This window comes from Enterococcus sp. AMC1623 (assembly GCF_058216495.1).
The window spans coordinates 3,406,757-3,429,721 of the sequence record NZ_CM177096.1; the positions used below are offsets into that span (position 1 = coordinate 3,406,757).

Below are 22,965 nucleotides of genomic sequence, written 5' to 3' on the forward strand. Positions count from 1 at the left end.
AATTTTTCTAGGGAGTTTTTTTATAAACCAGTCAGTAGTGTTCGTTTTATGGTTAATGAAAACGCATTATTTGACACGTATTTGATACTCCGCTAGACTTTTAAGTAACATTTTTATTAAAAAAGTGTGACAAAAGGAGGAGAAAAAATGGAACGACCGTATGTAAAATCATTAGAGAAAATTGCGACACAGTTAGAACTATCTTTAGACAAGCCAACGTCAACAATCTATGGTGTAATGAATGGGTATAAATTTTGTCTAATTCCATTCAACGAAACATACCGTTTTACATTGAAATTCTCATTAAAGCAAGAAAATGAATTACCAGATGCTAATTTGTTAAAAGAAATTGTTGCAGAATCAAAAAGTATTGTCGAATGCCAAGTGCAAGGACATCAAGTTTTTTATGTATTAAAAACTGGAATGACTGCGAATAAAAGCGCAGAGAAACTACAAGAAGTGTTACCATTAATTACACAATTTTTAGCTAGCAATTATTTTCAAAATTGTTGTCAAAATTGTGGTGCAGAAGGTGAAGATGTTTATAATGTAGCTGGGACACCAGTTATTTGTTGTGAAACCTGTTTTAAAGAATATTCCGAAGCGGTAAATGCGAATGAACAGGCAAAAAATCAAAAGAAAGAAAATATTGTTGCTGGATTAGTGGGTGCTTTTTTAGGGAGTGTACTTGGTGTAATTGCCATTATTGTTTTAGGACAATTAGGCTATGTAGCGGCACTATCAGGGATTGTTTTAGCTATTTGCTCATTAAAAGGGTACGAGTTACTTGGAGGTAAGCTAAGCAAGCAAGGGATTATTGGCAGTAGTATCATTATGATTATCATGGTGTATGTTGGGATGCGCTTAGATTGGTCCATTAGCGTTGCTAGCTATTATCAAGAAGCAGATGTTTTCAGTGCTTTCCGTCTAATGCCACAGCTATTAAGTGAAGGTTATGTTGAATCAAGTGCTTACTATGGTAACCTTGCTATGTTGTATCTATTTACAGCATTAGGAGCGATTCCGACAATTTTAAATGTCTTACGTAATCGTAAATTAGGCAGTGAGAGTTATAAATTAAGTTAAGAAATAAAAAATACAACCTGCTTTAAACGATATGAAAACACTCTTTCGCGAGTATTTATCGCGAAAGAGCGTTTTTTACTGCTCTTCTTTTTGAATTTCTGTCAGTAATTTCTTCATTTGCTGGGTTAGTTCTAATTTTTCTAACATATCTGGACGACGTAAATAGGTCCGACGTAACGATTCTTTTAACTGCCATTCTTCGATCAATTTATGATTACCGTTCATTAAAACAGCAGGTACATCCATGTCATTAAACGAAGCAGGACGTGTGTATTGAGGATGTTCTAACAACCCTGTAGAATGAGAGTCTGTTTGAGCAGAAATATTATTGCCTAAGACGTCGGGTAGTAAACGAACCGTTGCATCAATCATTACCATGGCACCTAATTCTCCGCCAGTCAAGACGTAATCCCCTAAAGAAACTTCATCCGTCACTAAAGAGCGGATACGTTCATCATATCCTTCATAATGTCCGCAAATAAACACAAGATGTTCTTCTTCTGAAAATTCTTCAGCCATTGCTTGATTAAATGGCTTACCCGCTGGATCAAGTAAGATGACTCGTTTTTTAGTGGTAGGTGTCTCTTTTTCAATGGCTTTGATATTGTCGTAGATGGGTTGAACTTTTAACAACATACCTGCGCCACCGCCGTAAGGATAATCATCCACTGTTTGATGTTTGTTATCCGAATAGTCACGGAAATTGGAAACATTCATTTCGAGTAAGCCTTTTTCGCGGGCTTTACCGATAATTGATTCGCCCATTGGACCTTCAAACATTCGTGGGAAAAGAGTTAAGACATCAATCCGCATCATCTAACAACCCTTCTGGAATTTCTACATGCACTTCATTAGCATCTAAATCAATTTCTTTAACTACTGATTCGATATAGGGGATTAAAGCGTCTTTTTCTCCTTTGCGTTGAACAACCCAAACATCGTTCGCACCTGGAGATAAAATTTCTTTGATTTTTCCAAGTAAGTTACCTTGTTCATCAATGACATTTAACCCAATAATTTCATAGTAATAATATTCGTTTTCTTCCAAGTCTGTTAGAAATTCTTCTGCTACTTTTAAAATTCCATCACGAAAGGGTTCTACATCATTGATAGTTGGATAGCCTTCAAAGGTTAATAAATCAAAATTCTTATGTTTACGATGGCCAGACACAGTTACATCTAACGGAGCGTTGCCTTTACGGAACAATGTTAATTTTGCACCTTTTTGATAACGTTGTTCAGGGAAATCTGTTTGAGAAATCACACGGACTTCACCACGAATTCCATGGGTATTAACAATTTTACCGACATTTAAATATTCAGTCACTTTTCTTCCTCATTTCTTTTAAAGTCCTACTTATTTTAGCATGGTTAGCAATTGAATTCTAGATTTCTTACTTTGAACTTTTATGTTATAACTAAATTGAAGGAGATTGACTGTATGAAAAAAACAATTTATTTAATTGAAGACGATGAAACGATTGTGACGGTTGTGAAAAAACATTTGGAAAATTGGGATTATCATGTCGTTTCTCCACAAAATTTTCAAGCGATACTGGCAGAATTTCAAATTCTCACCCCCGACTTAATTTTGTTAGATATTTCGTTGCCGTATTTTAATGGTTTTTATTGGTGCCAAGAAATTCGCAAATTTTCAGAAGTACCGATTATTTTTCTATCATCTGCAGAAGAGAAGATGAATCAGATTATGGCGATGAATATGGGGGCAGATGATTTTGTTGCAAAACCATTTGATTTAGGTGTTTTAGTAGCAAAAATTCAAGCTCTTTTGCGCCGAAGTTATCAGTATGGACAACCTGTCTTGACCTATCAATTGGGAGTGGTTACGTTTAATCCTTTAGAAAATCAATTGAAATCAGCTGTTGACTTAGTCACTTTGTCACCGACTGAAACGCGAATTTTGGCAGCATTAATGCAAAAGCAAGGTGAGATTGTTTCCCGTGAAGAAATTATTCAGGCATTATGGAATAGCGATGAATTTATTGATAACAATACGCTAGCTGTTAATATGACACGTTTACGAAAAAAATTACAGAGCATAGGGATTGTTGATGTGATTCAAACTGTTAAGAATCGTGGATATGTGATTGAAAAGGAGTTCAAATGAAACTGATAGGGAATTATTTGAAAGAAAATATCAAAGTTTACGTAATGTATGTGCTATTTACGGGGCTAACTCTTGCGACGATTTATTTATACGAATTACCGTTAGACTTGTTTTTGGATATCGCTTTGTTTTTAACATTCGTTTTGGTCGTGTATTCGTTGATTGAAGGGTATCGTTATCGTCAAAAAATTAAACAATTGCAACATCTTCAAGAACGATCTTTAACCTTACACAGTATGGCGTTTTTTCCAAAAGCAACGCAAAAGAATGAACAAATCTACCAAGAATTATTGCAAAAATTACTGCAAGAAAAAGAAATACAACAACAGCAGACTATCGAACAGCAAGAAATCTTTTTAGAAGATTTTGGCTTATGGATGCACCAAATTAAAACCCCCATTGCGGCGTTAGACTTACTAGTACAATCATCTGAAATAGATCGAAAATTGATGAAAAATGAACTGTTTAAAATCAATGAATGTCTACAATTGATGCTAAATTATTTACGTCAAAATTTAAGTCAGGAAGATTTAGTCATTGAAAAAATTCAATTAGAGCCCGTCGTCAAAAAGGTTTTAAAAAAATATGCGATTTTCTTTTCGCAAAAAAATTTACGCTTAGTATTAAAAGGATTGAATATAACAGTTTATACGGATCGGAAATGGCTGATTTTCATTTTGGAACAAGTGGTGTTTAATGCGATTAAATATACAGAAAACGGAGAAATTGCCCTTTGCTGGGAAAATCAACTTGTTATTGCGGATACAGGAATGGGTATTCGACCAGAAGACGTGCCAAGGGTATTTGAAAAAGGGTATACAGGTTATAACGGTCGTGAACAACAACGTGCAAGTGGGTTAGGTCTCTATTTATGTACCATTGTAGCTGAAAAAATTGGCATCAGTTTGTCACTTACTTCTGAATTGGGAAAAGGCACAAAAGTCATGCTTGATTTTCCAACTGAACAAAATTTTAACGAATAATCCAAACTTACAGTTCTGTAAGTTTGGATTTCTTTTTGTAAGTGGTGAAAGGAAACAACTAACGGTATGATAAATAAAAAAGGAGGAGCACAATGACACGCTTATTAACCGTAAAAAATGTGAAAAAAACCTATCAAAGTCGTTTGAATGGTCAACCAGTTGAAGCGCTACGACATATGAATTTTACAGTAGAACAAGGAGAATACGTAGCGATTATGGGAGAATCAGGCTCAGGGAAAAGCACGTTACTTAATTTAATTGCGACTTTAGATAAACCAACAGCTGGTTTAATTCAGCTTGAACAAATGAATCTAAGTGAAATTCCAGAAAAAGAAGCCGCAAATTTTCGAAGAGAGCATCTAGGTTTTGTTTTTCAAGATTTTAACTTATTAGAAAATTTTTCTGTCAAAGATAATATTTTATTGCCGCTAGTCTTATCGCGGATGCCGCATTCTAAAATGCAAACGCGTTTAATATCTGTCACCACGGCTTTAGGAATTGATTCTCTAATAGAAAAATATCCGTATGAGCTATCAGGAGGACAACAGCAACGAGTGGCGATTGCTCGTGCCATCGTCACACAACCCGAATTACTTTTAGCAGATGAACCCACAGGAGCATTAGATTCAAAAACTTCTAGTCAATTATTACAAGTGTTTGAACGGTTAAATGATAACGGGCAAACTATTTTAATGGTTACGCATAGCTCTTTAGCGGCTAGTCATGCGAATCGGGTGCTTTTTATTAAAGATGGTCAAGTTTTTCATCAGATCTATCGTGGCGAAAAAGATAATCAACAATTTTTTGAGACGATTACAGAAACAATGACTGCTTTAGTGGCAAAGGGGGGATAAAATGTTTTTTGCAAAATTAAGTTGGCAAAACATTCGGAAAAATCTTCCCATCTATTTACCTTTTTTGATAGCAATGACGTTAATGGTAGCGATTAATACGACGATTTATTTATTGGTACACAATGCTGGGATGGATACGCTCACTGAAAGAGGGGGCGTACGTCACGCTTTTTATCTAGGACAAATTGTTATTGTCGTGTTCACATGGATTTTTTCGATTTATGCAAATCAGTTCTTAATGAAACAACGGACACGTGAATTAGGTCTTTTTCATGTGTTAGGATTAGGCAAACAAGAGTTGTATCAAGTCGTTTTTTGGGAAATTATCTATGGCTTGCTGTGTTCGCTGATGGGTGGGTTACTGGCAGGGTTTGTATTATTTAAGTTTACGGCGCTTGTTTTAGTAAAAATGTTAGACATTGGAAAAGTGTTTACTACCCAAATGACAATGGCTAGCATCTTAATGATAACCTTGGAATTTTTGTTGATATTCGGTGTTTTATTTGCGTTGAATTGTCGTCAAATTTATCGAACGAATCCCATTGAATTATTGACTAGTGATAAGAAAGGCGAAAAAGAACCGAAAGCACGAATTATTATGACCGTTATTGGCGGTATTTCTTTAGTTGTTGGTTATGGAATTGCCTTAAGTATTCATTCGCCAATGCAAGCAATGTTTTTATTTTTAATTGCGGTATTATTTGTTGTTTTAGGAACGTATTTGCTCTTTATTGGAGGAAGTATTACGTTACTGAAATTTCTAAAAAAACGACCTGAAATTTATTATCGACCGCGTTCGTTTGTGGCTATTTCGGGAATGATGTACCGTATGAAGCAACATGCGGCGGGGTTAGCGAGTATTTGTATTTTGTCAACGATGGCGCTAATTACGATTGCGATGACTGCTAGTTTGTATTTTGGCCGACAAGCAGAATTAGATGCTGAATATGCGTATGACATTACGTTCACGCCTTCAATAAAAATGACTACCGTGCAAGATCATACCTATGAGTTAGCGGAAAAAATGAATATCCAGATTACAGATTCGTTGAATATAAAAACATTTCAGGCAGTACCTTATGGGCAGAAAAACGGTCAGCTAACATGGGTGAGCGATTCAGATGCAAGTTTTAGTAGTGCGGCTGAATTTATTTCAGCGACTTATTACCGCTTTATTTCCGTAGATGAATACAATCATGCAACCAATTCGACGTATTCATTGAAAAAAGATGAGGTGATGGTTGATCAGTTAGGAAGCAAAACCAATGAAAAAGAAATTCATTTTAAAGATAGTCAAACATTTAAAGTAGTAAAAAATACGAATCGATTAGCACCGATTTTTCAAGAAATTCCATTGCCAACTGTATTGCTTGTTTTTAGCAATGAAGAGCAAATCAAGCAAGTGTTAGAAGAAACGATACCCGAAATAATAGAAGGTAGTCGGATTATTGAAAAAGAATATCGTTGGTCCTTTAATTTTGTCGAAGATGACCGTAAGCAGCGACTAAACTTTGTTGAAGGCTTTACTAAGATAGTTAATGAAAGTAGTTTGAATAGTCAACGTTCGTATTCGTATAGCTTGAAAACTAAAGATGTGGCGATTGAAAGTGCGCATGTTTTTGATGGCAGTTTCTTTTTTATTGGCTTGCTATTAAGTATTGTTTTTATGTTAGCAACGACATTAATTATTTATTTCAAACAAATTTCAGAAGGATTGGAAGATCGACGTCGTTTTATCATTATGCAAAAAGTTGGAATGAGTCAACAAGAGGTGAAAAAAACCATTCATCAGCAGGTTATTATGGTGTTTAGCTTACCTTTAATTGTGGCGTTAAGTCATGTAGTATTTGCTTTTCCAATGATGAAACAATTACTATTATTATTTGAAATTACCCAAAGTGCTATATTTGTTAAAGCAACTATCAGTGTTGTTCTCTGCTTTATTTTGCTTTATTTAGTCGTCTATTCTTTGACAGCCAAAATTTATTATCACCTAGTCGAACGAGAAATTTAATTATCGTGAGTTTTGCTTGTTGGAAACGACAGTGTTATAATAAAGAAAAAGGAGGCGCTTACAATGTTAGAAACTTATAAAAATTTATTAGTTGCCGTAGATGGTTCCGCCAAGTCAGAAAAGGCATTTGATGAAGCCGTTGCAATTGCTAAACGTAATCAGTCAACAGTCTACTTAGCATGGATTATTAATGATGTTGAGTTGACAACAAGTGCTTATGCGTTTTCCAAATTGTTACAAGATGAAAAAACTTTTGTTGAAGATTTCATGGAGAAGAAAGTTGAAGAAGTAAAAGCTGCGGGAATTGATGATGTACATGTAGTCATCGAAGTTGGGTCGCCAAAACGTAAAATTGCTGTCGATATTCCTGAAGAATACGATATCGATTTAATTATCATGGGCTCGACAGGAAAAGGCGCAATTTCGCAAGCTTTAATTGGTTCCACAACGGCATTTGTAGTCAACCATGCAGTTTGTAATGTGATGGTTGTCAAATAAGTAAAAAAAGAACGAGCATTGTTTTTGCTCGTTCTTTTTTTCTACATAATGAAATTAAGCGCCAATAAAGGGTGCTGGATTTACAAAACCGGACCAAACGCCAGTTCCAATACCAAAGTGTAAATGAACACCGGTTGAATTACCTGTTGTCCCCATACCTCCGACAGTGGCACCTTGGCTCACAGTTTGTCCGTTAGCAACGCCAATGCTGCTTAAGTGTAAATAGTGAGAGAAATAACCATCACCATGATCGATAATGACATAATTACCACCACTAGGATCAAACCCAGTTTGGACAACTGTTCCAGATTTCGCTGCAAAAATTGGAGTACCTGATGAACCAACTAAATCAATACCATTGTGAAATTCTGTGCCGGCACCTGTTGGGTTAGCACGCATACCAAATGGACTTGAAACAGAAATACTACTTACAGGAGATGCCCAACCAGATGAATTTGAAGATGAAGCAGCAGGTGTTTCATCTTTTTCTTCGACAGGTTGTTCCACAACTGGTTCTTCAACAGCTGGAGCTTCTTGACGCTCAACTTTTGTTTCAACAGCTGGAGCCGCAACTTCTAGATTTTCACGCTCAACTTTAGTTGTGGCTGGTTCAGGGACAGCAACTGATTGCGTCTCTTCTTGAATCGCTGCTTGTTCAGCATTTGTTTGAGCTTGTTGTTGGGCTGCTTGTTCTTGTGCTTGACGTTCTGCTTCAGCTGCTGCACGAGCTTCTTCTTCAGCAATTTTCTTACGTGCTGCTTCTTCACGAGCACGTTGTTCAGCTAAAGCTTTTAATTGTTCTTGACGCTTACGTTCCGCTTCTTCTTTTTGTTTGATGAATTTTTGTTTTTGTTTTTTCTCAGTAGCTACGGATACTTGAATTTCTTGAATCGCCACTTCCTGGTCCAGTTGAGCTTCAACTAACTCTTGTTGCTTTTCATGTAATTCTGCGCTTTTTTCCTCAATTACGCGTATACGTTCTTCTGATTCAATGGATAATTCTTCTAAGCGTTCTTTATCTTTTTGTTGTTCTTGAAGAATTTCATTATTAGCATCAACAATTGTATTTAATGCTAAAGCACGACCGAATGCTTCATTAATTGATTCAGAATTGATAATTGCTGCTAGAAAATCATCAGTATTATGATTGACTTGCACATCACGCGCTTGCTCTTTCAATTTTTCATCTCGTTGAGCAATCACTTCTTTCAAATCTGCAATTTCTGTATTTATTTCATTTAGACGCTGTTCTTCTTTCAATTTTGAAGCTAATACGTCTTCTATTTCTTGCTCAATTTGACCAATGTGTGTTTGAAGTTCTTGTAATTTTTTCTCCGCATTTTTTTGATCTTTTTCTAGAGCTTCAATTTTTTGGTCTTGTTCTTGAATTTTTGCATCAAATTCGTCTGCTACAGCAAGAGCAGGACTAGCTAATAAAACAGCTAACAAAGTCATTGATGCGACTTTTTTTAACTTAATCATAAATAACCTCGCACTTTTTTTAATGTTCACTTCATCCAATATAATGAAACAATGTGAGTTTTGTGTGAGGGAATGAAAATTTGTTAAAAAAATCTTTAATTTTAACCTAATTGAAATAATCCTAAACGATTTGACACAATCTGTTATTTGGAAAAAATATTCTTCATTGTATAATGTGGGAGAGGTGAGATATAATGAATATCCAATTACTATCGCATCAACCAGAAAGCTATCAACCATATATCCAGTGGTTAAAAACCGAATTACCATTTGCCGCTTGTACGCTTTCTAATAAAATTGAAAAGAATCAAGACTTAATTTTTGTGTTTCCAGACCAGTTCAAACGCTTTGAATGGCGACCACTTGCAGAAGAGTCTAAGGAAAAGACATGGTATATCTGTTTTGATGATGCCTTAACTGCTGAAGAACGATGTCAATTGCTAAACGAAGGCATGGATCTTATTTGGGATTTTTCAATGGAAAAAAATGAATGGATTGCTCGGATTAAAGCCATTTTTCGTATCATTGAACGCTATCGTTTACCAGAAGCTTTAAGTTATAATGAAGACGAATTAATTTTACAAACAGAGACACAACAAGTATATGTTGAACGACAAGAAGTGTTATTGACAGCTTCTGAATATCAATTATTATTGCAATTTATGCAACATCCTAATCGTATTTATTCCCGCGATGAATTGTTAGTGTTATTGAACAATCAGCGAGGAACCCATCGAGCAATCGATACTCACATAAAAAATTTACGTCGGAAAATTGCCTTAAAGAGCAGAAATTTTGAGTATATACGAACTGTTCATGGACGCGGCTATCGTTTTCAATATCAATTAGATGACTAAGGAGTGAACCATTTGGACAAAGAGAAAAAACGCCAAGCGTATGAATTATTGCTAGCCCAACAAAAAGGCTTATTAGAAGCAGAAACAAACTGGATTGCCAGTCTATCGAATTCTTCTGCCATCTTAAATGAAACATTAGAAAATACAGTGTTTGCCGGGTATTATTTATTTGAAGAAGGCGAATTAATTTTAGGTCCTTTTCAAGGCAGAGTATCGTGCACACGGATTAAATTAGGTAAAGGGGTCTGTGGCGAATCTGCCGAAAAACAAGTAACTTTGATTGTTGATAACGTTAAAGAACATGAAAATTATATTTCTTGTGACTCTGCAGCGATGTCTGAAATTGTTGTGCCAATGATTAAAGATGGTAAGTTGATTGGCGTATTAGATATTGATAGCAGCCAAACTCATAGTTACGATACCATTGACCGAGAATTTCTAGAAAAATATGTTGAATTAATGTTAAGCATTAAATAAAATTTTGCTATCAAAGAGTGCTAAAAACACCTGAATGTTAGAGAGGAATGTATTTGTCTCTAACGTTCAGGTGTTTTTTTATTTAGACAAAAAAATTGGGATAGGTGTCTTTTAAATAGTGACTGAGTGATTCCGACGGGCATTGTTGAATTTCAGAAACAAAATCAGCAGCGATTAGTTTACGGTGCGAATTATTTGAAAAATTTAATTTGGTTAAATAGTCGATGTCGGTCGGGTGGAAATAATAATTAACTTTAATATTTGGAAAACCATTTTCGTTTAAAATCGTAGAAATACGATTCGAGAAAGTCATCAGATTATCAAATTTTAAATATTTTAATTGATACAATTCGTTAATATTTAAAATAGCAATCACTTGTGTATCAAAGTAATAGAGTAACTGTTGTGAGAAAAAATTGCTTTTTTCTTTTGCTGAATTGGTGATAATGACAATTTTTTTCAAATTTCTACCAGCAATTTTATTTTTCAAGACATGTTCACGAAAAATTAAGGTTAACGTACTAAGTTGATGTTCATCAAGGGTGATTTTTTTTGATAAATAACGCTGGTAGCAATATTCGACCAATTGATATAAAAAAGAAAATTCTTTTTTGACGTCATCTAATTTATTGTCGTAAAAATCATAGTTTAAGAAATGGCGCATAATACATTTATAAAGATACTGATCGAGATTGCGTGTCAGTTGTTCTTTTGAGTAAAATGTAGTATATATCCGATCCTCTACATAAGAAAATAACTGTGTGCGACAAGTTATGACTAACGAATCATTCGGGTACATAATTTTTCCATGATTATCTAAACTAGCCAATATCATACTCAAAGCAAAGTCTTCCTGCTCGTGATGAAATAGTCTGTACTTATGAATTTTGACAGGTACATTGTTTCGATGGTTAATGAAATGGGTTAGCTGCTGTCTACGCAAACTAAGTGAATAATATACATACAGAAATTTCATGGAAGTATAGTTTAAAGTTAAGGCGTGTTTGTTGATAAACTGATGCAATGAGCTTTCTTTAGCTATCGGTTCAAACAGATTATTGATTAAAGAATACAATAATTGCTCACAAGGATTATTTGCTTGTCGAGGAACGATTTTATTTTCTTCATCAATTTCAATAATTTTACTCAAAATTAACGCAGCTTTGATTCGTAAGGTTAATTCATCGCCAATAATTGAGACACCTTTTCCTCTAAATGAGTGTAAAGTCAGACCAGCTTGTTGCAGAAGCTGTGAGAAGATAGGGCGATCTTTTTTTTTCGTGGATTGACTGATTTCTAACAGCTCATAAAGCTTCGAAAAATTAGTAAAGTCATTGGTCATTGATAAACAAAGTAAGAATTGGAGACGTTCTTCTCCTGTAGTTGAAAAATCTGAAATAGTCAATTCTTGAATAAAATGAACAAATTCAGTATAACTCAGTTGGTTAATAATCGTTGATTCGGTAACAATAAATTGTTTATTCAAAGGTAAATAATCATTTAATGTGTGAATTGCTCGACGAATTGTTGCCGAGGAACGGTTGGTTTTATTTGCTAATAAGTCAATTTTGATTTGGTGTGCTTCTTGTACACGATTGGCAACATATAATGAAAATGTGTTGATAGTCATAAAATCATCTCCTAATGAAAGTATATCATGTTCATTTAGTCCTTCATGGTTATTTATTGAAAAGAAAAATGAACAACAATGAACCTTGTTGCGTAACCGATTTCAATTTATGCTAAGGTCATAAAATTAAAGGAGGAAATAAAAATGAAAAAAGATAATATAAAGAAAGGAATACAAAAATTTGGTCGCTCGCTATTACTACCAATTGGGGTAATGGCTCCAATCGGTATGGTGATGGGATTAACGAATGCATTAACACAAAGCTATATGGTTGAACAATTGGCATGGTTAGGCACGCCAGCTGTTCAAGCAATTTTAAATAGTTTAAAAACAATCACTAGCGTCGTATTTGAAAATATTCCGTTATTATTTGCCATGGGGGTTGCGTATGGAATGGCAAAAATTGATAAAGGAATTGCAGTGTTCTCTTCAGTTTTGGGATATGTGACCTTATTAATTGTTGTAAATGTTTATTTAACGCTCACTGGAGCTATAGCTGATGTTGAGGTAATGTCTGAAGTAGGACAAGGAATTGTTTTGGGGATTCAAACCTTGAAATTGGATGCAGCAGGTGGGATTATTGCTGGTTTAGTTGCTGCATATTGTACAGATAAATACTACAAGACACAATTACCACTAGCCTTTGCATTTTTTGGTGGAAAGAAATTTGTTCCGATTGCGACTTTCTTCTATATGATTGTCGTTGGGTTTATCATTCCGATTGTCTGGGGACTTTTTACTAAATTCTTAATCTTTATCTCACCAATCTTTATGAATGATGTTTTTGGTGTTGGTGTTTATTGGTTTGCACATCGAGCATTGATTCCATTTGGTTTGCATCATGTTTTAGCATCGATTGTCCGTTTTACTGAAGCGGGTGGAGTCTACATGATTGATGGCCAACAATATATTGGGATTTTAAATGCAGCAAACAAAGTATTGTTTGATTTAGGCCCAGATAATGCGGCTTGGAAATTAGCACCAGATTTATTCAAATATCTAGCAACTGGACAAATGTTGACTACATTATTCCGTGTTCCAGCAATTGGTTTGGCGATGTATCACACAGCCTTTTTAGATAATAAAAAAATTGCTAAAGGTGCTATTTTAACCGTTGTATTAACAGCTTTCTTAGGCAATATCACAGAACCATTAGAGTTTTCATTTCTATTTATCGCTCCACAATTGTTTGTTGTTTATGCGGTATTATGTGGAATTATGGCTATTCCATTGAACTTCTTAAATATCGGTATCGGTTATATTCGGGGAACTATTTTTGACTTTGGAATCTTTGGACTAATGTATGAAAATACAAACTGGTGGAATCTATTAATTTTAGGAGCAATTAACTTTGTTGTATTCTATTTTGTTTTCAAATTTGCGATTGTTCGCTTCAACTTAGAAACACTTGGGCGTGAAAAAGGCTTGAAAAACAATACGTTATTAGCTGAAAAACAATTTGATAAAATTGCGGCGATTGTTATTCAAGGTTTAGGTGGGAAAGAGAATATCAAAAATGTTGATAACTGTGTTTCTCGTTTACGTATTGACTTGAAAGATCAAACAAAAGTGGATGTAGAAGTGGTTAAGGATTCAGGAACATCCGGTGTATTTTTCCCACAAGAGAATCATATACACGTTGTATTTGGTCCTTATGTAGAATTTGTCCGCAATGCTGTGGACGATGAAATGAAGAAGGGGTGATTCCATGGGCGCATTATATGATTCGATGAGTAAATCATTGGATGATCGTGGTATCAAAAAACTGTTGAGTAGCAAGGCAAAATACCAAACATGGTTGGATGTAGAAGCAGCTTTAGCTCAAGCACAAGGTGAATTAGGCGTGATTCCTAAAGAAGCAGCAGAAACGATTGTTCAAAAGGCGAAAGTTGAAAATCTAGACTTTGTTAAAATGGACGAAATTTATCGGAAAGTGGGACATGGATTTGTCCCTTTCCTAAAAGTTTTTGTTTTAGCTTGTGGAGAAGAGAGTGGTAAATATATTCACTATGGTGCAACAACACAAAACATTCAACAGACATCACAAAATTTAGTAGCCAAACAAATTCATGCGCAATTCTTAGCTTTTACAAAAGATATTTTAAATAATTTAGCAACTTTAGCAGAGCAAGAAGCGGATTCAGTCATGGCAGGGAGAACGCATGGAAAACATGCCATTCCAATCACGTATGGGTATAAAGTAGCGGTTTGGATTTCAGAAATTTTACTTTCAGTAGAACGTATGCAGGAAGTAGAAAAAAGAGTGTTTACAACCATGATGGGTGGAGCAGTGGGGGCTTTCAATTCAACGGGAGAAATCGGAATAGCTGTTCAAGAGAGAGTGGCAGAAATTTTAGAAATGCCTGCGATGATGATTCCTTCACGAAATATTAGCTCACCTAAAATTGAATACATTAACTGTATCGCTTTATTAGCTAATAATTTACACAAAATTGCAGAGGAAATTTTTCAAACATCAATTGAAGAATTCGGTGAAGTGTCAGAAGGCTTTAGTAAAGGGACAGTTGGTAGTAGTACAATGCCACATAAAATCAATCCTAAATTATCAAAAGGTATGATTGCTAACGCACAAAAACTATATAGTTTAACTTCTGTAGGTTACTATTCAGCAGCACGTCCCTTTGAAGCAGATAGTACATCAAATATGTTGTTTGATGGCATTGTCACAGAAGCAATGGAATTAATGACAGAAATTTTGATTCGTGCGGAAGAATTAACTCGTACATTAACTATTCATAGAGAACGGTTAGCTCAAAATGCGGATATGAATAAAGGGTTGGATAATAGTGAATATATCATGATGTTCTTTGCACAACGGATTGGTAAAGATAAAGCACATGAATTGGTTTATGAGTTAGCAATTGAATCAGAACTGACAAAGCAAAATTATCGTGATGTATTGTTGGCTAATGAGGATGTGCGAACAGCCTTTACTAAAGATGAATTATTAGAAATGTTAAAACCAGAAAATTATACAGGTCTTGCTAGTCAATTAGCAAAAGAAGTTGCTCAAAAATGTCGTGAGGTTGTGGCACAGTTATAAGAAAGGATAGGTTATGTTTAATTTATTTAAAAAGAAAAGAAATGAAATTGCTAGTCCGATGACAGGTCAAGTGATCCCTATTACTGAAGTAGAAGATGCGGTATTTTCTTCAAAAGCAATGGGTGATGGTTTTGCCGTTCAACCATCTGAAGGAAAGGTATATGCACCGATTAAAGGAAAAATCACTAGTATTTTTCCAACTAAACATGCTTTAGGACTAGTCGATGAAAAAGGGTTGGAGGTATTACTCCACATTGGTATTGATACAGTCGAATTGGCAGGAAATGGTTTTGACATTTTAGTTCAAGAAGGTGCAGAAGTCGATTTTGATACACAATTGGCAACTGTCGATTTAGACTATCTAAAATCCAAAAACAAACCGACAACTACGATGGTCATTTGGACGAATGGTGAAAGTGCGACACTGGATATTAAAACAGGCCAATATACAGCTAAAACAGTAATTGGTGAAGTGAAATAAAAAAGACGAGACAGGAAGTTCTGAAATACCTTCTGTCTCGTTTTATTATTTACCATTACCCGAGAGAATCCCGTATAACCAATCAAAAGGTGCAAAGAATAATTCTTCCATAATCTCGTCCTCCTTTTTATATAAAAAATAGTAGCATGAAAAACGATTACAATTAGATGAGTTTTGTTACATTTTGTAAAATTTTACGTCAATTATGACAAATGTTGATTAGTCAAGACTGGTCAAAACTTTTTAGTTGAAATCAAGCGGAGTTGTGTTATACTAATATTCGGTAGCAATACCCCCTTTATAAGGGGGGCGTTACGGATTCGACAGGCATAGTTCGAACTTGAATTGCGCTTCGTAGGTTACGTCTACGTAAAAACGTTACAGTTAAATATAACTGCTAAAAACAATAACTCTTACGCTTTAGCTGCCTAAAAACAGTTAACGTAGATCCTCCCGGCATCGCCCATGTGCTCGGGTCAGGGTCCTATTCTAAGTGGGATACGCTAAATTTTTCCGTCTGTAAAATTTAGAAGAGATCATCAGACTAGCGATATAAGTAGCCTGTCACTCGGCGATTTATTAAGCGAATCTCTTAAATAGAACTGACTATGAGCGTAGATTTTTGAGTGGCGATATGTTTGGACGCGGGTTCGACTCCCGCCGCCTCCATATGGCTAAAAAGCTTCAAATCATTGTTAAACAATGATTTGAAGCTTTTTTATGTCGATTGTTGGCAAGGTAGTCTCTTTATTGCTAGAAAAAATATTGACAGCGTTTTCTAAATGTGGTAAATTATGAAAAATAAATGGATTGTTACTCTCTGGAGGCATTACCATACCTGAAAGGGGTGGAGTATGCATTCAGGGAGTTTTTTTGTGGGGTGAAAGTAATGAAAGTGATAAAAAAAATCAACAACAATGTTGCTGAGTGTGTGGATAGTAAAGGCAACCATTTAATTGCGTTTGGAAAAGGCATTGGGTTTCCTAAAACGCCATATGAATTAGCAGACCTTAGTCAAATTACAATGACATTTTATAAGTTGAATAAACATTTTGAGTTATTGCTAAATGAAATATCTGAAGAAATTATGGATGTTAGTACAGAAATAGTGGTTATGGCACAAAAAGAATTAAACGAACAATTAAATCCTACGTTGGTTTTTAGTTTAGCCGATCATATTCAATTTGCCATCCAACGTTTATCAACTTATAAAGACGCTAAATTAAATTATTCACACGAGATGGAGCAATTGTATCCTAAAGAAACTCATTTAGCGACGGAAGCAGTAAAAATTATTCAAAGAAAACTCTTAGTTTCTTTACCGAAAAGTGAAATCACGAGTATAACGATTCATTTTTTGAACAGTCAAGAAGAATATAAAATGACACAAGAAGAATTGGCAATTGATGAAACGATTGAACAAATTACAAGTTTAGTAGAAGACGAGCTAGATATAGCAATCGATCGTCAAGAATTTAATTATAATCGATTTCAAATGCATATGTTGTATTATTTCAAGCGAGTGAGAAATGATGGGCAGTTTATCACCAAAAGTAATCATTTATTAGACAGTATAAAAAAAGAGCATCAACAAATTTTTGAAATTGCTGTGAAAGTAGCAGTCTTGATTAAAGAACGTTTACGGATTGAAACGTCGAATGATGAGTTATTGTATTTGATGATCCATATCAACCGATTATATGAAAAAAATATGGAGGGATAAGTATGAGTGAGAAGTATCAACAAATGGCAGAGAATATTTTAATAAGTATTGGAGGAAAGGATAACGTTGCTAATGCGACTCATTGTATGACGAGACTTCGTTTAAATTTGAAAGATGCTAGTATTGTAAATGAAGCAGAAATAAAACAAATCAATGGTATATTAGGGGTAGCACAATCCGGTGGTCAATTTCAAATTATTATTGGTCAAACGGTGCCACGGGTATATGAAGCTTTCATGCAACAAGCAGGATTACAAGAAGAAACTTTGGGCAGTATTTCATCTGATAAAAAGGAAAAATTAACGTTTAAATCTGCAGGCAATAAAATTTTAGATGGATTAGCAGGCAGTTTAACCCCACTGATTCCAGTTTTAGTTGCTGCATCTATGTTTAAAATGGCAGTTGCTTTGCTAGGTCCCTCTATGTTAGGGATTTTGGCAGAAGGAAGCGACCTATTTACGTTATTAACTTTTGTAGGGGATGCAGGATTTTATTTTTTCCCAATCATGATTGGGTATACAGCCAGTCGTAAATTTGGCGTAACACCTGTTTTGGGCATGTTTTTGGGTGGAATTTTGATTCATCCCGTTTTAATTCAATTGGCAACAGAAGGAGTCAACTTTACCGTTTTTGGTATTCCTGCCAACACTCAAAATTATACGAGTACAGTTATTCCAATTATTTTATCTGTTTGGATTATGTCATATATTGAAGGCTTTTTAAAAAAAATGATCCCTGCTACTTTAGCTACTATTTTTGTTCCGACATTAACAATAGTAATTATGTTGCCAATTTCATTAATTGTCTTAGGTCCAATCGGATTTATCGTAGGGGAATACATCAGTCGTTTCTTATTATCCTTGGATTCTTTAGGTGGTTTCTTAGCTGTCGCAGTAATTGCAGCATTGTGGCAATTTTTGGTTATGACAGGTATGCACCTATTAATGATTACTACGATGATTACAGTATTTGCTCAGAGTGGTCAAGAATCTGTGGTATCACCAGCTGCTGTCGTAGCAAGTATGTGTGTAGCTGGAATGAGTTTAGGAGCATTTTTAAGAATTAGAAATAAAGAAGAGAAGGCCTTAGCATTTTCCTTTTTAATCGCTTCATTTATTGGAGGTGTGACCGAACCAGCGTTGTATGGCTTAGGAGTACGCTATAAAAAACCATTTATTGGATTGATTGTCGGCGGTTTTGTTGGCGGTTTGTATGCAGGAATTACAGGTGTAACAATGTACTCTTTAATCCCAGTTGCTAGTTTTATTTCAATGACCGGATTTTTTGGAGGGACAAATGCGAATACGATTAATGGCTTGATTGCGTGTGGTCTTGGTTTTGTTGTAACAGCAATTGTGACTTATGGATTAGGTGTAACAAGTAAAGAGAAGGTGAAAATATGAATAAAATTTTATTGAGAGCGGATGATTTAGGTTATTCAGAAGCTGTAAACTACGGTATTGAAAAATCGGTGAAAGAAGGATTGATTCAAAGTGTGGGCGTAATGGTCAATATGCCAGCAACACAACATGGTGTTTCATTACTAATAAACGAGGATATTGCATTTGGGCAACATACGAATATTTGTGTGGGAAAACCAATTTCTGATGCTACACAGATTCCATCAATGGTAGATGAAAAGGGGAATTTTAAATCTTCAAAAGAATATCGTGAAGCCACATCAGATTTTGTCGTTTTTGAGGAAGCTTTGATTGAAATTGAAGCACAATATCATCGTTTTTTAGCATTATTTGGTAAGAAGCCCGATTATTTTGAAGGTCATGCGATTGCTAGTGCGAACTTTTTTAAAGCATTAGAGTTTTTTGCAAAAGAGCATGACTTAGTCTATTCAGGATTACCTGAGGAAGCGGAGCCTAATTCCTTAGAAAAAGATGCTTCTGTTCAAATTAATCAGACAAAAGTTTATTTGATAATGGAGAGTATGAGTAAAAACTATAATCCATATCAAACATTTGAGAACATGCTTGATCATTTGCATGAAGATGGTGTGAGTATGATGATTTTTCATCCAGGATACTTAGATGCGTTTATTTTAGCTAATTCTTCTCTATTGATTCCACGTACACAAGAAGTGGAAATGTTGATTGATCCTAGAGTAAAACAACAAATTATTGAAAGAGACATTGAATGTATTGATTACAGAAAGTTATAAGAAAAACTGCCACCTTAAGGATAATTAAGGTGACAGTTTTTTCTATTCTGTTAAATTAAATCAAAATGCTTCAAGGCGTGAATGATGCCACCCTCTGTATTTTTTTTCGTGACAAAGCTGGCGATTTCTTTCAAGCCATCGACAGCATTTCCCATGGCAATTTTATGGTCGCAAGCTTCTAAAAGGGCAAAATCATTGTTGCCATCACCAAAACCAAATGTTGGTACATGTTCTAAGTTCATTAACTGTTGCAATCTGTTCACAGCTTTTCCTTTTGACGTTCCTTTATTGACCGTATCAATTGAATAAGGACCATTTCGATAGAAAGTCAATTCTGGAAATAATTCATGATAATATTCATCGCCATCTTGTGAAAGGATCAATAACATGTTCACGTCTTTTTCTTTATAGCCTAATGGATCGATTGTAGGCATTTTACTGTGAATAAAGTTATACGCTTTGTGCATGTTATCGTTGTAACCAGTTGACCAATAACCAGTCGGATTATAAAACGACAAAGCATGTTGTTTTTGTTCAACAGCATGAAGCATTCGTTCAGAAATAGTCGGATCAATTGTTTCATTATAAACTTCTTCTCCATCAATTCGGATAAAAGCACCATTCATCACGATATTTGATGTAATACCGGCTGCTTCACGAATATGATGTGTTTCAGTTTCTGTCCGTCCAGTTGCGATGATGGGTAAGACATGGTTGTTTTTTAATTGTGTCATTGCTTCAGTAATTTCAGGGGTGATTTTGGAATGCTGGTCCAATAAAGTACCATCTAAATCAAAAAAAGCTAGTGCTTGATAGGTCATAAATTACTCTCCTTTAAATTGTATCTTCTTTATCTTAACAAAGAATGAAAAAAAGACAAATATTTATAGTAGAAAATATGAAGTTGTTGGTGTGAAACGAAATTTCGAGTATACTAGAACAAGAATGTAAACTAGGAGTGTCAAAATGATTTTTTTGTATTGTGGTGGTATTTTTCTAGTCATTGGGTTAGCCTTTTTATTATTGCCAGCTAAGATGGAGAATTTGGTTTATGGGTATCGTTCTTATTTATCAAAGCAGAGCCAAGCGCATTGGGCATATGCACAAATGGTAAGCGCCCGCTTCTTTTTATTCGTTGGTTTTATCATGGCAGCTATCGGCTTTTTTTTGAATTATACACATCGAACAAATTTTTTTATTGTCGAAATGTTAGCAATTCCTTGGTTTATTGCGCCGATGTTTGGCTGTATTGAAACAAAATTAAAAAAGTTTGATTTACAACATAGAGGTGAAGAAGAATGAATATATTAATGATTGAAGACAATGAATCCGTATCAGAAATGATGCAAATGTTTTTTCTAAATGAAGGCTGGGAAGCAACCTTTAAATATGACGGAAAGGAAGGGCTAGACACGTTTTTGGCAGAACCAGAACACTGGGATATGATTACCCTTGATTTGAACTTACCAAGTATGGACGGGATGACAGTTGCGCGTGAAATCCGTAAAATATCAAGTACAGTACCGATTATCATGTTGACTGCACGTGATTCTGAAAGCGATCAAGTAATTGGTTTGGAGATGGGAGCCGATGATTATGTAACAAAACCATTTAGCCCGCTAACACTGATTGCTCGGATGAAAGCTTTGCATCGCCGTAGTGAACTAGCTGAAAAAGTCATCGCTTCTGCGGATGACGACCAAACATTTGATGTAGAAACAGACCATTTTAAAATGAATACCAAAACACGTGAAGCCTATTTAGATAACCAACCGATTGATGGTTTAACGCCTAAAGAATTTGATTTATTGTACACCTTAGCGAAAAAACCACGCCAAGTGTTCTCGCGTGAACAATTGTTAGAACTTGTTTGGGACTACCAATATTTTGGTGATGAGCGTACAGTAGATGCGCACATTAAAAAATTGCGACAAAAAATTGAAAAAGTGGGTCCACAAGTGATTCAAACTGTATGGGGCGTTGGGTATAAATTTGATGATTCAGGTGTTGCCTAATGCGATATCTTTATCAACAATTACTAGCTTTTTGGTTTGTTATTGGCATTACGTTGATGACATTGGGGATTGCCTTTATTCAAATGACAAGACAAACCATAGAAACCAATAATTACAATCAACTATTGGGGTATGCAAACGCAGTTGTCAAAGTAATGCATGCAACCAGCGACACAATTCCATCTTATGATTTGGAATTGGACTTAATTCGGGCGTTGACTATTTCAGAAATGACGTTAAACCAACAAGATGTAACGTTTGTGTTTTTAAAATACGATGGCGATGTTTTGTATCCAGTAACCAACGATCGACAAATAGTATTTCCTGGTCAAGAGTATTGGGATAAATTACAAGAAGGTCAGACACCACAAGTAACCTTGCAACAAGATATTTTTGGGAAAAAAGGAACTACGTCTTATACAATGATTCCTGTAAATTTAAACGATGAATTTTATGGAGCGTTGATTGTGACACAACCGGCTCGAAATATCCAAGATACCGCCAATGAATTTACGTTGAATTTAATTAAAGGATTTGCGTTGTCGGGAATTGTAGCTTTAATCATTAGTTACTTTTATGCGATGTTCCAAGTACGGCGAATTAATCGAATGAAAGGTGCCACCAAAGAAGTCGCTAATGGGAATTTTGATATCATTTTACCAGTCCATAATCGCGATGAGTTTGATGAACTAGCAGAAGACTTTAATCAAATGACCTTCTCCTTGAAAGAATCACAAGAAGAGATTAAGCGCCAAGAAGAGCGCCGTCGACAATTTATGGCAGATGCTTCTCATGAAATGCGTACACCTTTGACAACTATTAATGGTCTATTAGAAGGTTTGGAGTACAATGCCATTCCAGAAAATCAAAAAGAAAATGCAATTCGCTTAATGAAAAATGAAACAGAGCGCTTGATTCGTTTAGTAAATGAAAATCTAGATTATGAAAAAATTCGAACCAATCAAATTTCGATTGTTGTAAAAAAATTCAATGCTACCGATGCCTTGAAAACCATTTTATCTCAATTAGAAAGTAAGGCCGAGCCCGCTAATGACCAACTTATTTTGGAAACTACACAAGAAATCGACATCTTTGCTGATTATGATCGTTTTGTGCAAATCATGGTAAATATTATTCAAAATGCTATTCAATTTACAAAAGATGGCGAAATTCGTGTAAAAATCGAAAAAGGTTACTTAGAAACCATTATTGAGATTTCAGATACAGGTATCGGTATGACAGAAGAACAGTTGAAAAATATTTGGGATAGATATTATAAAGTAGATCCCTCACGTAAGAATCGTAAATTTGGTGAGTCTGGTTTAGGCCTGCCGATTGTACAACAGTTAGTCCGTTTGCATAAAGGAAAAATTGATGTGAAAAGTGAATTAAATCAAGGGACAACTTTTAGAATTAGTTTCCCTGATACAGAGATTAAAGATTAATATAGCAACAATAAAAATCCCGAACACTTGCGCGTTTATGGCGCCTTGTTCGGGA

Annotated in this window: 22 protein-coding genes and 1 other RNA gene; 18 read left to right on the plus strand and 5 right to left on the minus strand. The window is 35.1% G+C overall.

What is annotated here, in order from left to right:
- Nucleotides 1-147: 147 nt before the first annotated feature.
- Nucleotides 148-1,086, plus strand: coding sequence for a hypothetical protein (locus AC4BC7_RS16815; protein ID WP_207941795.1), 939 nt, complete (start codon nt 148-150; stop codon nt 1,084-1,086).
- A gap of 75 nt (nt 1,087-1,161) precedes the next feature.
- Here the strand turns inward: AC4BC7_RS16815 and trmD are convergent, their stop codons facing one another.
- Together trmD and rimM are read right to left on the minus strand one after the other, a co-directional pair.
- Nucleotides 1,162-1,899, minus strand: a complete 738-nt coding sequence (gene trmD / locus AC4BC7_RS16820; protein ID WP_490504450.1) for a tRNA (guanosine(37)-N1)-methyltransferase TrmD — start codon at nt 1,897-1,899, stop codon at nt 1,162-1,164.
- Nucleotides 1,889-2,413: a ribosome maturation factor RimM gene (rimM, locus tag AC4BC7_RS16825; protein ID WP_207941796.1), complete on the minus strand. Its 525-nt coding sequence runs from the start codon at nt 2,411-2,413 to the stop codon at nt 1,889-1,891. Before rimM ends, trmD begins: the two co-directional genes overlap by 11 nt.
- 114 nt (nt 2,414-2,527) lie before the next feature.
- Here rimM and AC4BC7_RS16830 point away from each other — a divergent pair, with 114 nt between their 5' ends.
- The 5 genes from AC4BC7_RS16830 (at nt 2,528) to AC4BC7_RS16850 (ending at nt 7,563) form a co-directional block, all read left to right on the plus strand.
- Nucleotides 2,528-3,214, plus strand: a complete 687-nt coding sequence (locus tag AC4BC7_RS16830) for a response regulator transcription factor (protein ID WP_207941797.1) — start codon at nt 2,528-2,530, stop codon at nt 3,212-3,214.
- On the plus strand, nt 3,211-4,197 hold the full coding sequence (locus AC4BC7_RS16835; RefSeq protein WP_207941798.1) for a sensor histidine kinase: 987 nt from the start codon (nt 3,211-3,213) through the stop codon (nt 4,195-4,197). Before AC4BC7_RS16830 ends, AC4BC7_RS16835 begins: the two co-directional genes overlap by 4 nt.
- Nucleotides 4,198-4,289: 92 nt before the next feature.
- Nucleotides 4,290-5,051 (plus strand): ABC transporter ATP-binding protein, encoded by a 762-nt coding sequence (locus tag AC4BC7_RS16840; RefSeq protein ID WP_490503442.1) that lies wholly within the window; start codon nt 4,290-4,292, stop codon nt 5,049-5,051.
- A gap of 1 nt (nt 5,052) precedes the next feature.
- On the plus strand, nt 5,053-7,065 hold the full coding sequence (locus AC4BC7_RS16845) for an FtsX-like permease family protein (protein WP_490503443.1): 2,013 nt from the start codon (nt 5,053-5,055) through the stop codon (nt 7,063-7,065).
- Nucleotides 7,066-7,128: 63 nt separating this feature from the next.
- Entirely contained in the window at nt 7,129-7,563 is a 435-nt protein-coding gene (locus tag AC4BC7_RS16850) for a universal stress protein (RefSeq protein ID WP_207941801.1), read from the plus strand.
- A 54-nt stretch (nt 7,564-7,617) separates the two neighbouring features.
- On the opposite strand, the gene AC4BC7_RS16855 is transcribed toward AC4BC7_RS16850, so the two are convergent.
- Entirely contained in the window at nt 7,618-9,045 is a 1,428-nt protein-coding gene (locus tag AC4BC7_RS16855; RefSeq protein WP_207941802.1) for a peptidoglycan DD-metalloendopeptidase family protein, read from the minus strand.
- Between the two features lie 194 nt (nt 9,046-9,239).
- On the opposite strand from AC4BC7_RS16855, the gene AC4BC7_RS16860 reads away from it, so the two are divergent.
- Complete coding sequence (locus AC4BC7_RS16860; RefSeq protein WP_207941803.1) at nt 9,240-9,902, plus strand: winged helix-turn-helix domain-containing protein; 663 nt, start codon at nt 9,240-9,242, stop codon at nt 9,900-9,902.
- 12 nt (nt 9,903-9,914) lie between these two features.
- On the plus strand, nt 9,915-10,379 hold the full coding sequence (locus AC4BC7_RS16865; RefSeq protein ID WP_207941804.1) for a GAF domain-containing protein: 465 nt from the start codon (nt 9,915-9,917) through the stop codon (nt 10,377-10,379).
- An 82-nt stretch (nt 10,380-10,461) separates the two neighbouring features.
- On the opposite strand, the gene AC4BC7_RS16870 is transcribed toward AC4BC7_RS16865, so the two are convergent.
- The gene (locus AC4BC7_RS16870; protein WP_490503444.1) at nt 10,462-12,009 is read right to left on the minus strand and encodes a helix-turn-helix domain-containing protein; all 1,548 of its coding nucleotides are present in this window, start codon (nt 12,007-12,009) and stop codon (nt 10,462-10,464) included.
- A gap of 144 nt (nt 12,010-12,153) precedes the next feature.
- On the opposite strand from AC4BC7_RS16870, the gene AC4BC7_RS16875 reads away from it, so the two are divergent.
- The 7 genes from AC4BC7_RS16875 to AC4BC7_RS16905 all read left to right on the plus strand — a co-directional run bounded on the left by AC4BC7_RS16875 (nt 12,154) and on the right by AC4BC7_RS16905 (nt 19,450).
- A complete protein-coding gene (locus AC4BC7_RS16875) occupies nt 12,154-13,713 on the plus strand; it encodes a PTS transporter subunit EIIC (protein WP_207941805.1) in 1,560 nt (519 codons plus the stop codon).
- A gap of 4 nt (nt 13,714-13,717) precedes the next feature.
- Entirely contained in the window at nt 13,718-15,073 is a 1,356-nt protein-coding gene (locus tag AC4BC7_RS16880; RefSeq protein WP_490503445.1) for a class-II fumarase/aspartase family protein, read from the plus strand.
- Nucleotides 15,074-15,086: 13 nt separating this feature from the next.
- Complete coding sequence (locus AC4BC7_RS16885; RefSeq protein ID WP_207941807.1) at nt 15,087-15,554, plus strand: PTS sugar transporter subunit IIA; 468 nt, start codon at nt 15,087-15,089, stop codon at nt 15,552-15,554.
- A gap of 305 nt (nt 15,555-15,859) precedes the next feature.
- Nucleotides 15,860-16,226: a transfer-messenger RNA gene (gene ssrA, locus AC4BC7_RS16890) on the plus strand.
- 217 nt (nt 16,227-16,443) lie between these two features.
- Nucleotides 16,444-17,277: a PRD domain-containing protein gene (locus AC4BC7_RS16895; RefSeq protein ID WP_490503446.1), complete on the plus strand. Its 834-nt coding sequence runs from the start codon at nt 16,444-16,446 to the stop codon at nt 17,275-17,277.
- 2 nt (nt 17,278-17,279) lie between these two features.
- Nucleotides 17,280-18,680 (plus strand): PTS transporter subunit EIIC, encoded by a 1,401-nt coding sequence (locus AC4BC7_RS16900; RefSeq protein ID WP_207941809.1) that lies wholly within the window; start codon nt 17,280-17,282, stop codon nt 18,678-18,680.
- Nucleotides 18,677-19,450, plus strand: a complete 774-nt coding sequence (locus AC4BC7_RS16905) for a ChbG/HpnK family deacetylase (RefSeq protein ID WP_207941810.1) — start codon at nt 18,677-18,679, stop codon at nt 19,448-19,450. The genes AC4BC7_RS16900 and AC4BC7_RS16905 overlap by 4 nt, the downstream gene beginning before the upstream one ends.
- A 50-nt stretch (nt 19,451-19,500) precedes the next feature.
- Here AC4BC7_RS16905 and AC4BC7_RS16910 read toward each other — a convergent pair whose 3' ends face one another.
- Nucleotides 19,501-20,271: a Cof-type HAD-IIB family hydrolase gene (locus AC4BC7_RS16910; RefSeq protein ID WP_490503447.1), complete on the minus strand. Its 771-nt coding sequence runs from the start codon at nt 20,269-20,271 to the stop codon at nt 19,501-19,503.
- 145 nt (nt 20,272-20,416) lie between these two features.
- Here AC4BC7_RS16910 and AC4BC7_RS16915 point away from each other — a divergent pair, with 145 nt between their 5' ends.
- From AC4BC7_RS16915 to AC4BC7_RS16925, 3 genes are read left to right on the plus strand one after another with little or no spacing between them, the layout of a single operon-like run.
- Nucleotides 20,417-20,752: an SdpI family protein gene (locus AC4BC7_RS16915; protein WP_207941812.1), complete on the plus strand. Its 336-nt coding sequence runs from the start codon at nt 20,417-20,419 to the stop codon at nt 20,750-20,752.
- On the plus strand, nt 20,749-21,465 hold the full coding sequence (locus tag AC4BC7_RS16920) for a response regulator transcription factor (protein WP_207941813.1): 717 nt from the start codon (nt 20,749-20,751) through the stop codon (nt 21,463-21,465). The genes AC4BC7_RS16915 and AC4BC7_RS16920 overlap by 4 nt, the downstream gene beginning before the upstream one ends.
- Nucleotides 21,465-22,910 (plus strand): sensor histidine kinase, encoded by a 1,446-nt coding sequence (locus AC4BC7_RS16925; protein WP_207941814.1) that lies wholly within the window; start codon nt 21,465-21,467, stop codon nt 22,908-22,910. The genes AC4BC7_RS16920 and AC4BC7_RS16925 overlap by 1 nt, the downstream gene beginning before the upstream one ends.
- Nucleotides 22,911-22,965 lie beyond the last annotated feature (55 nt).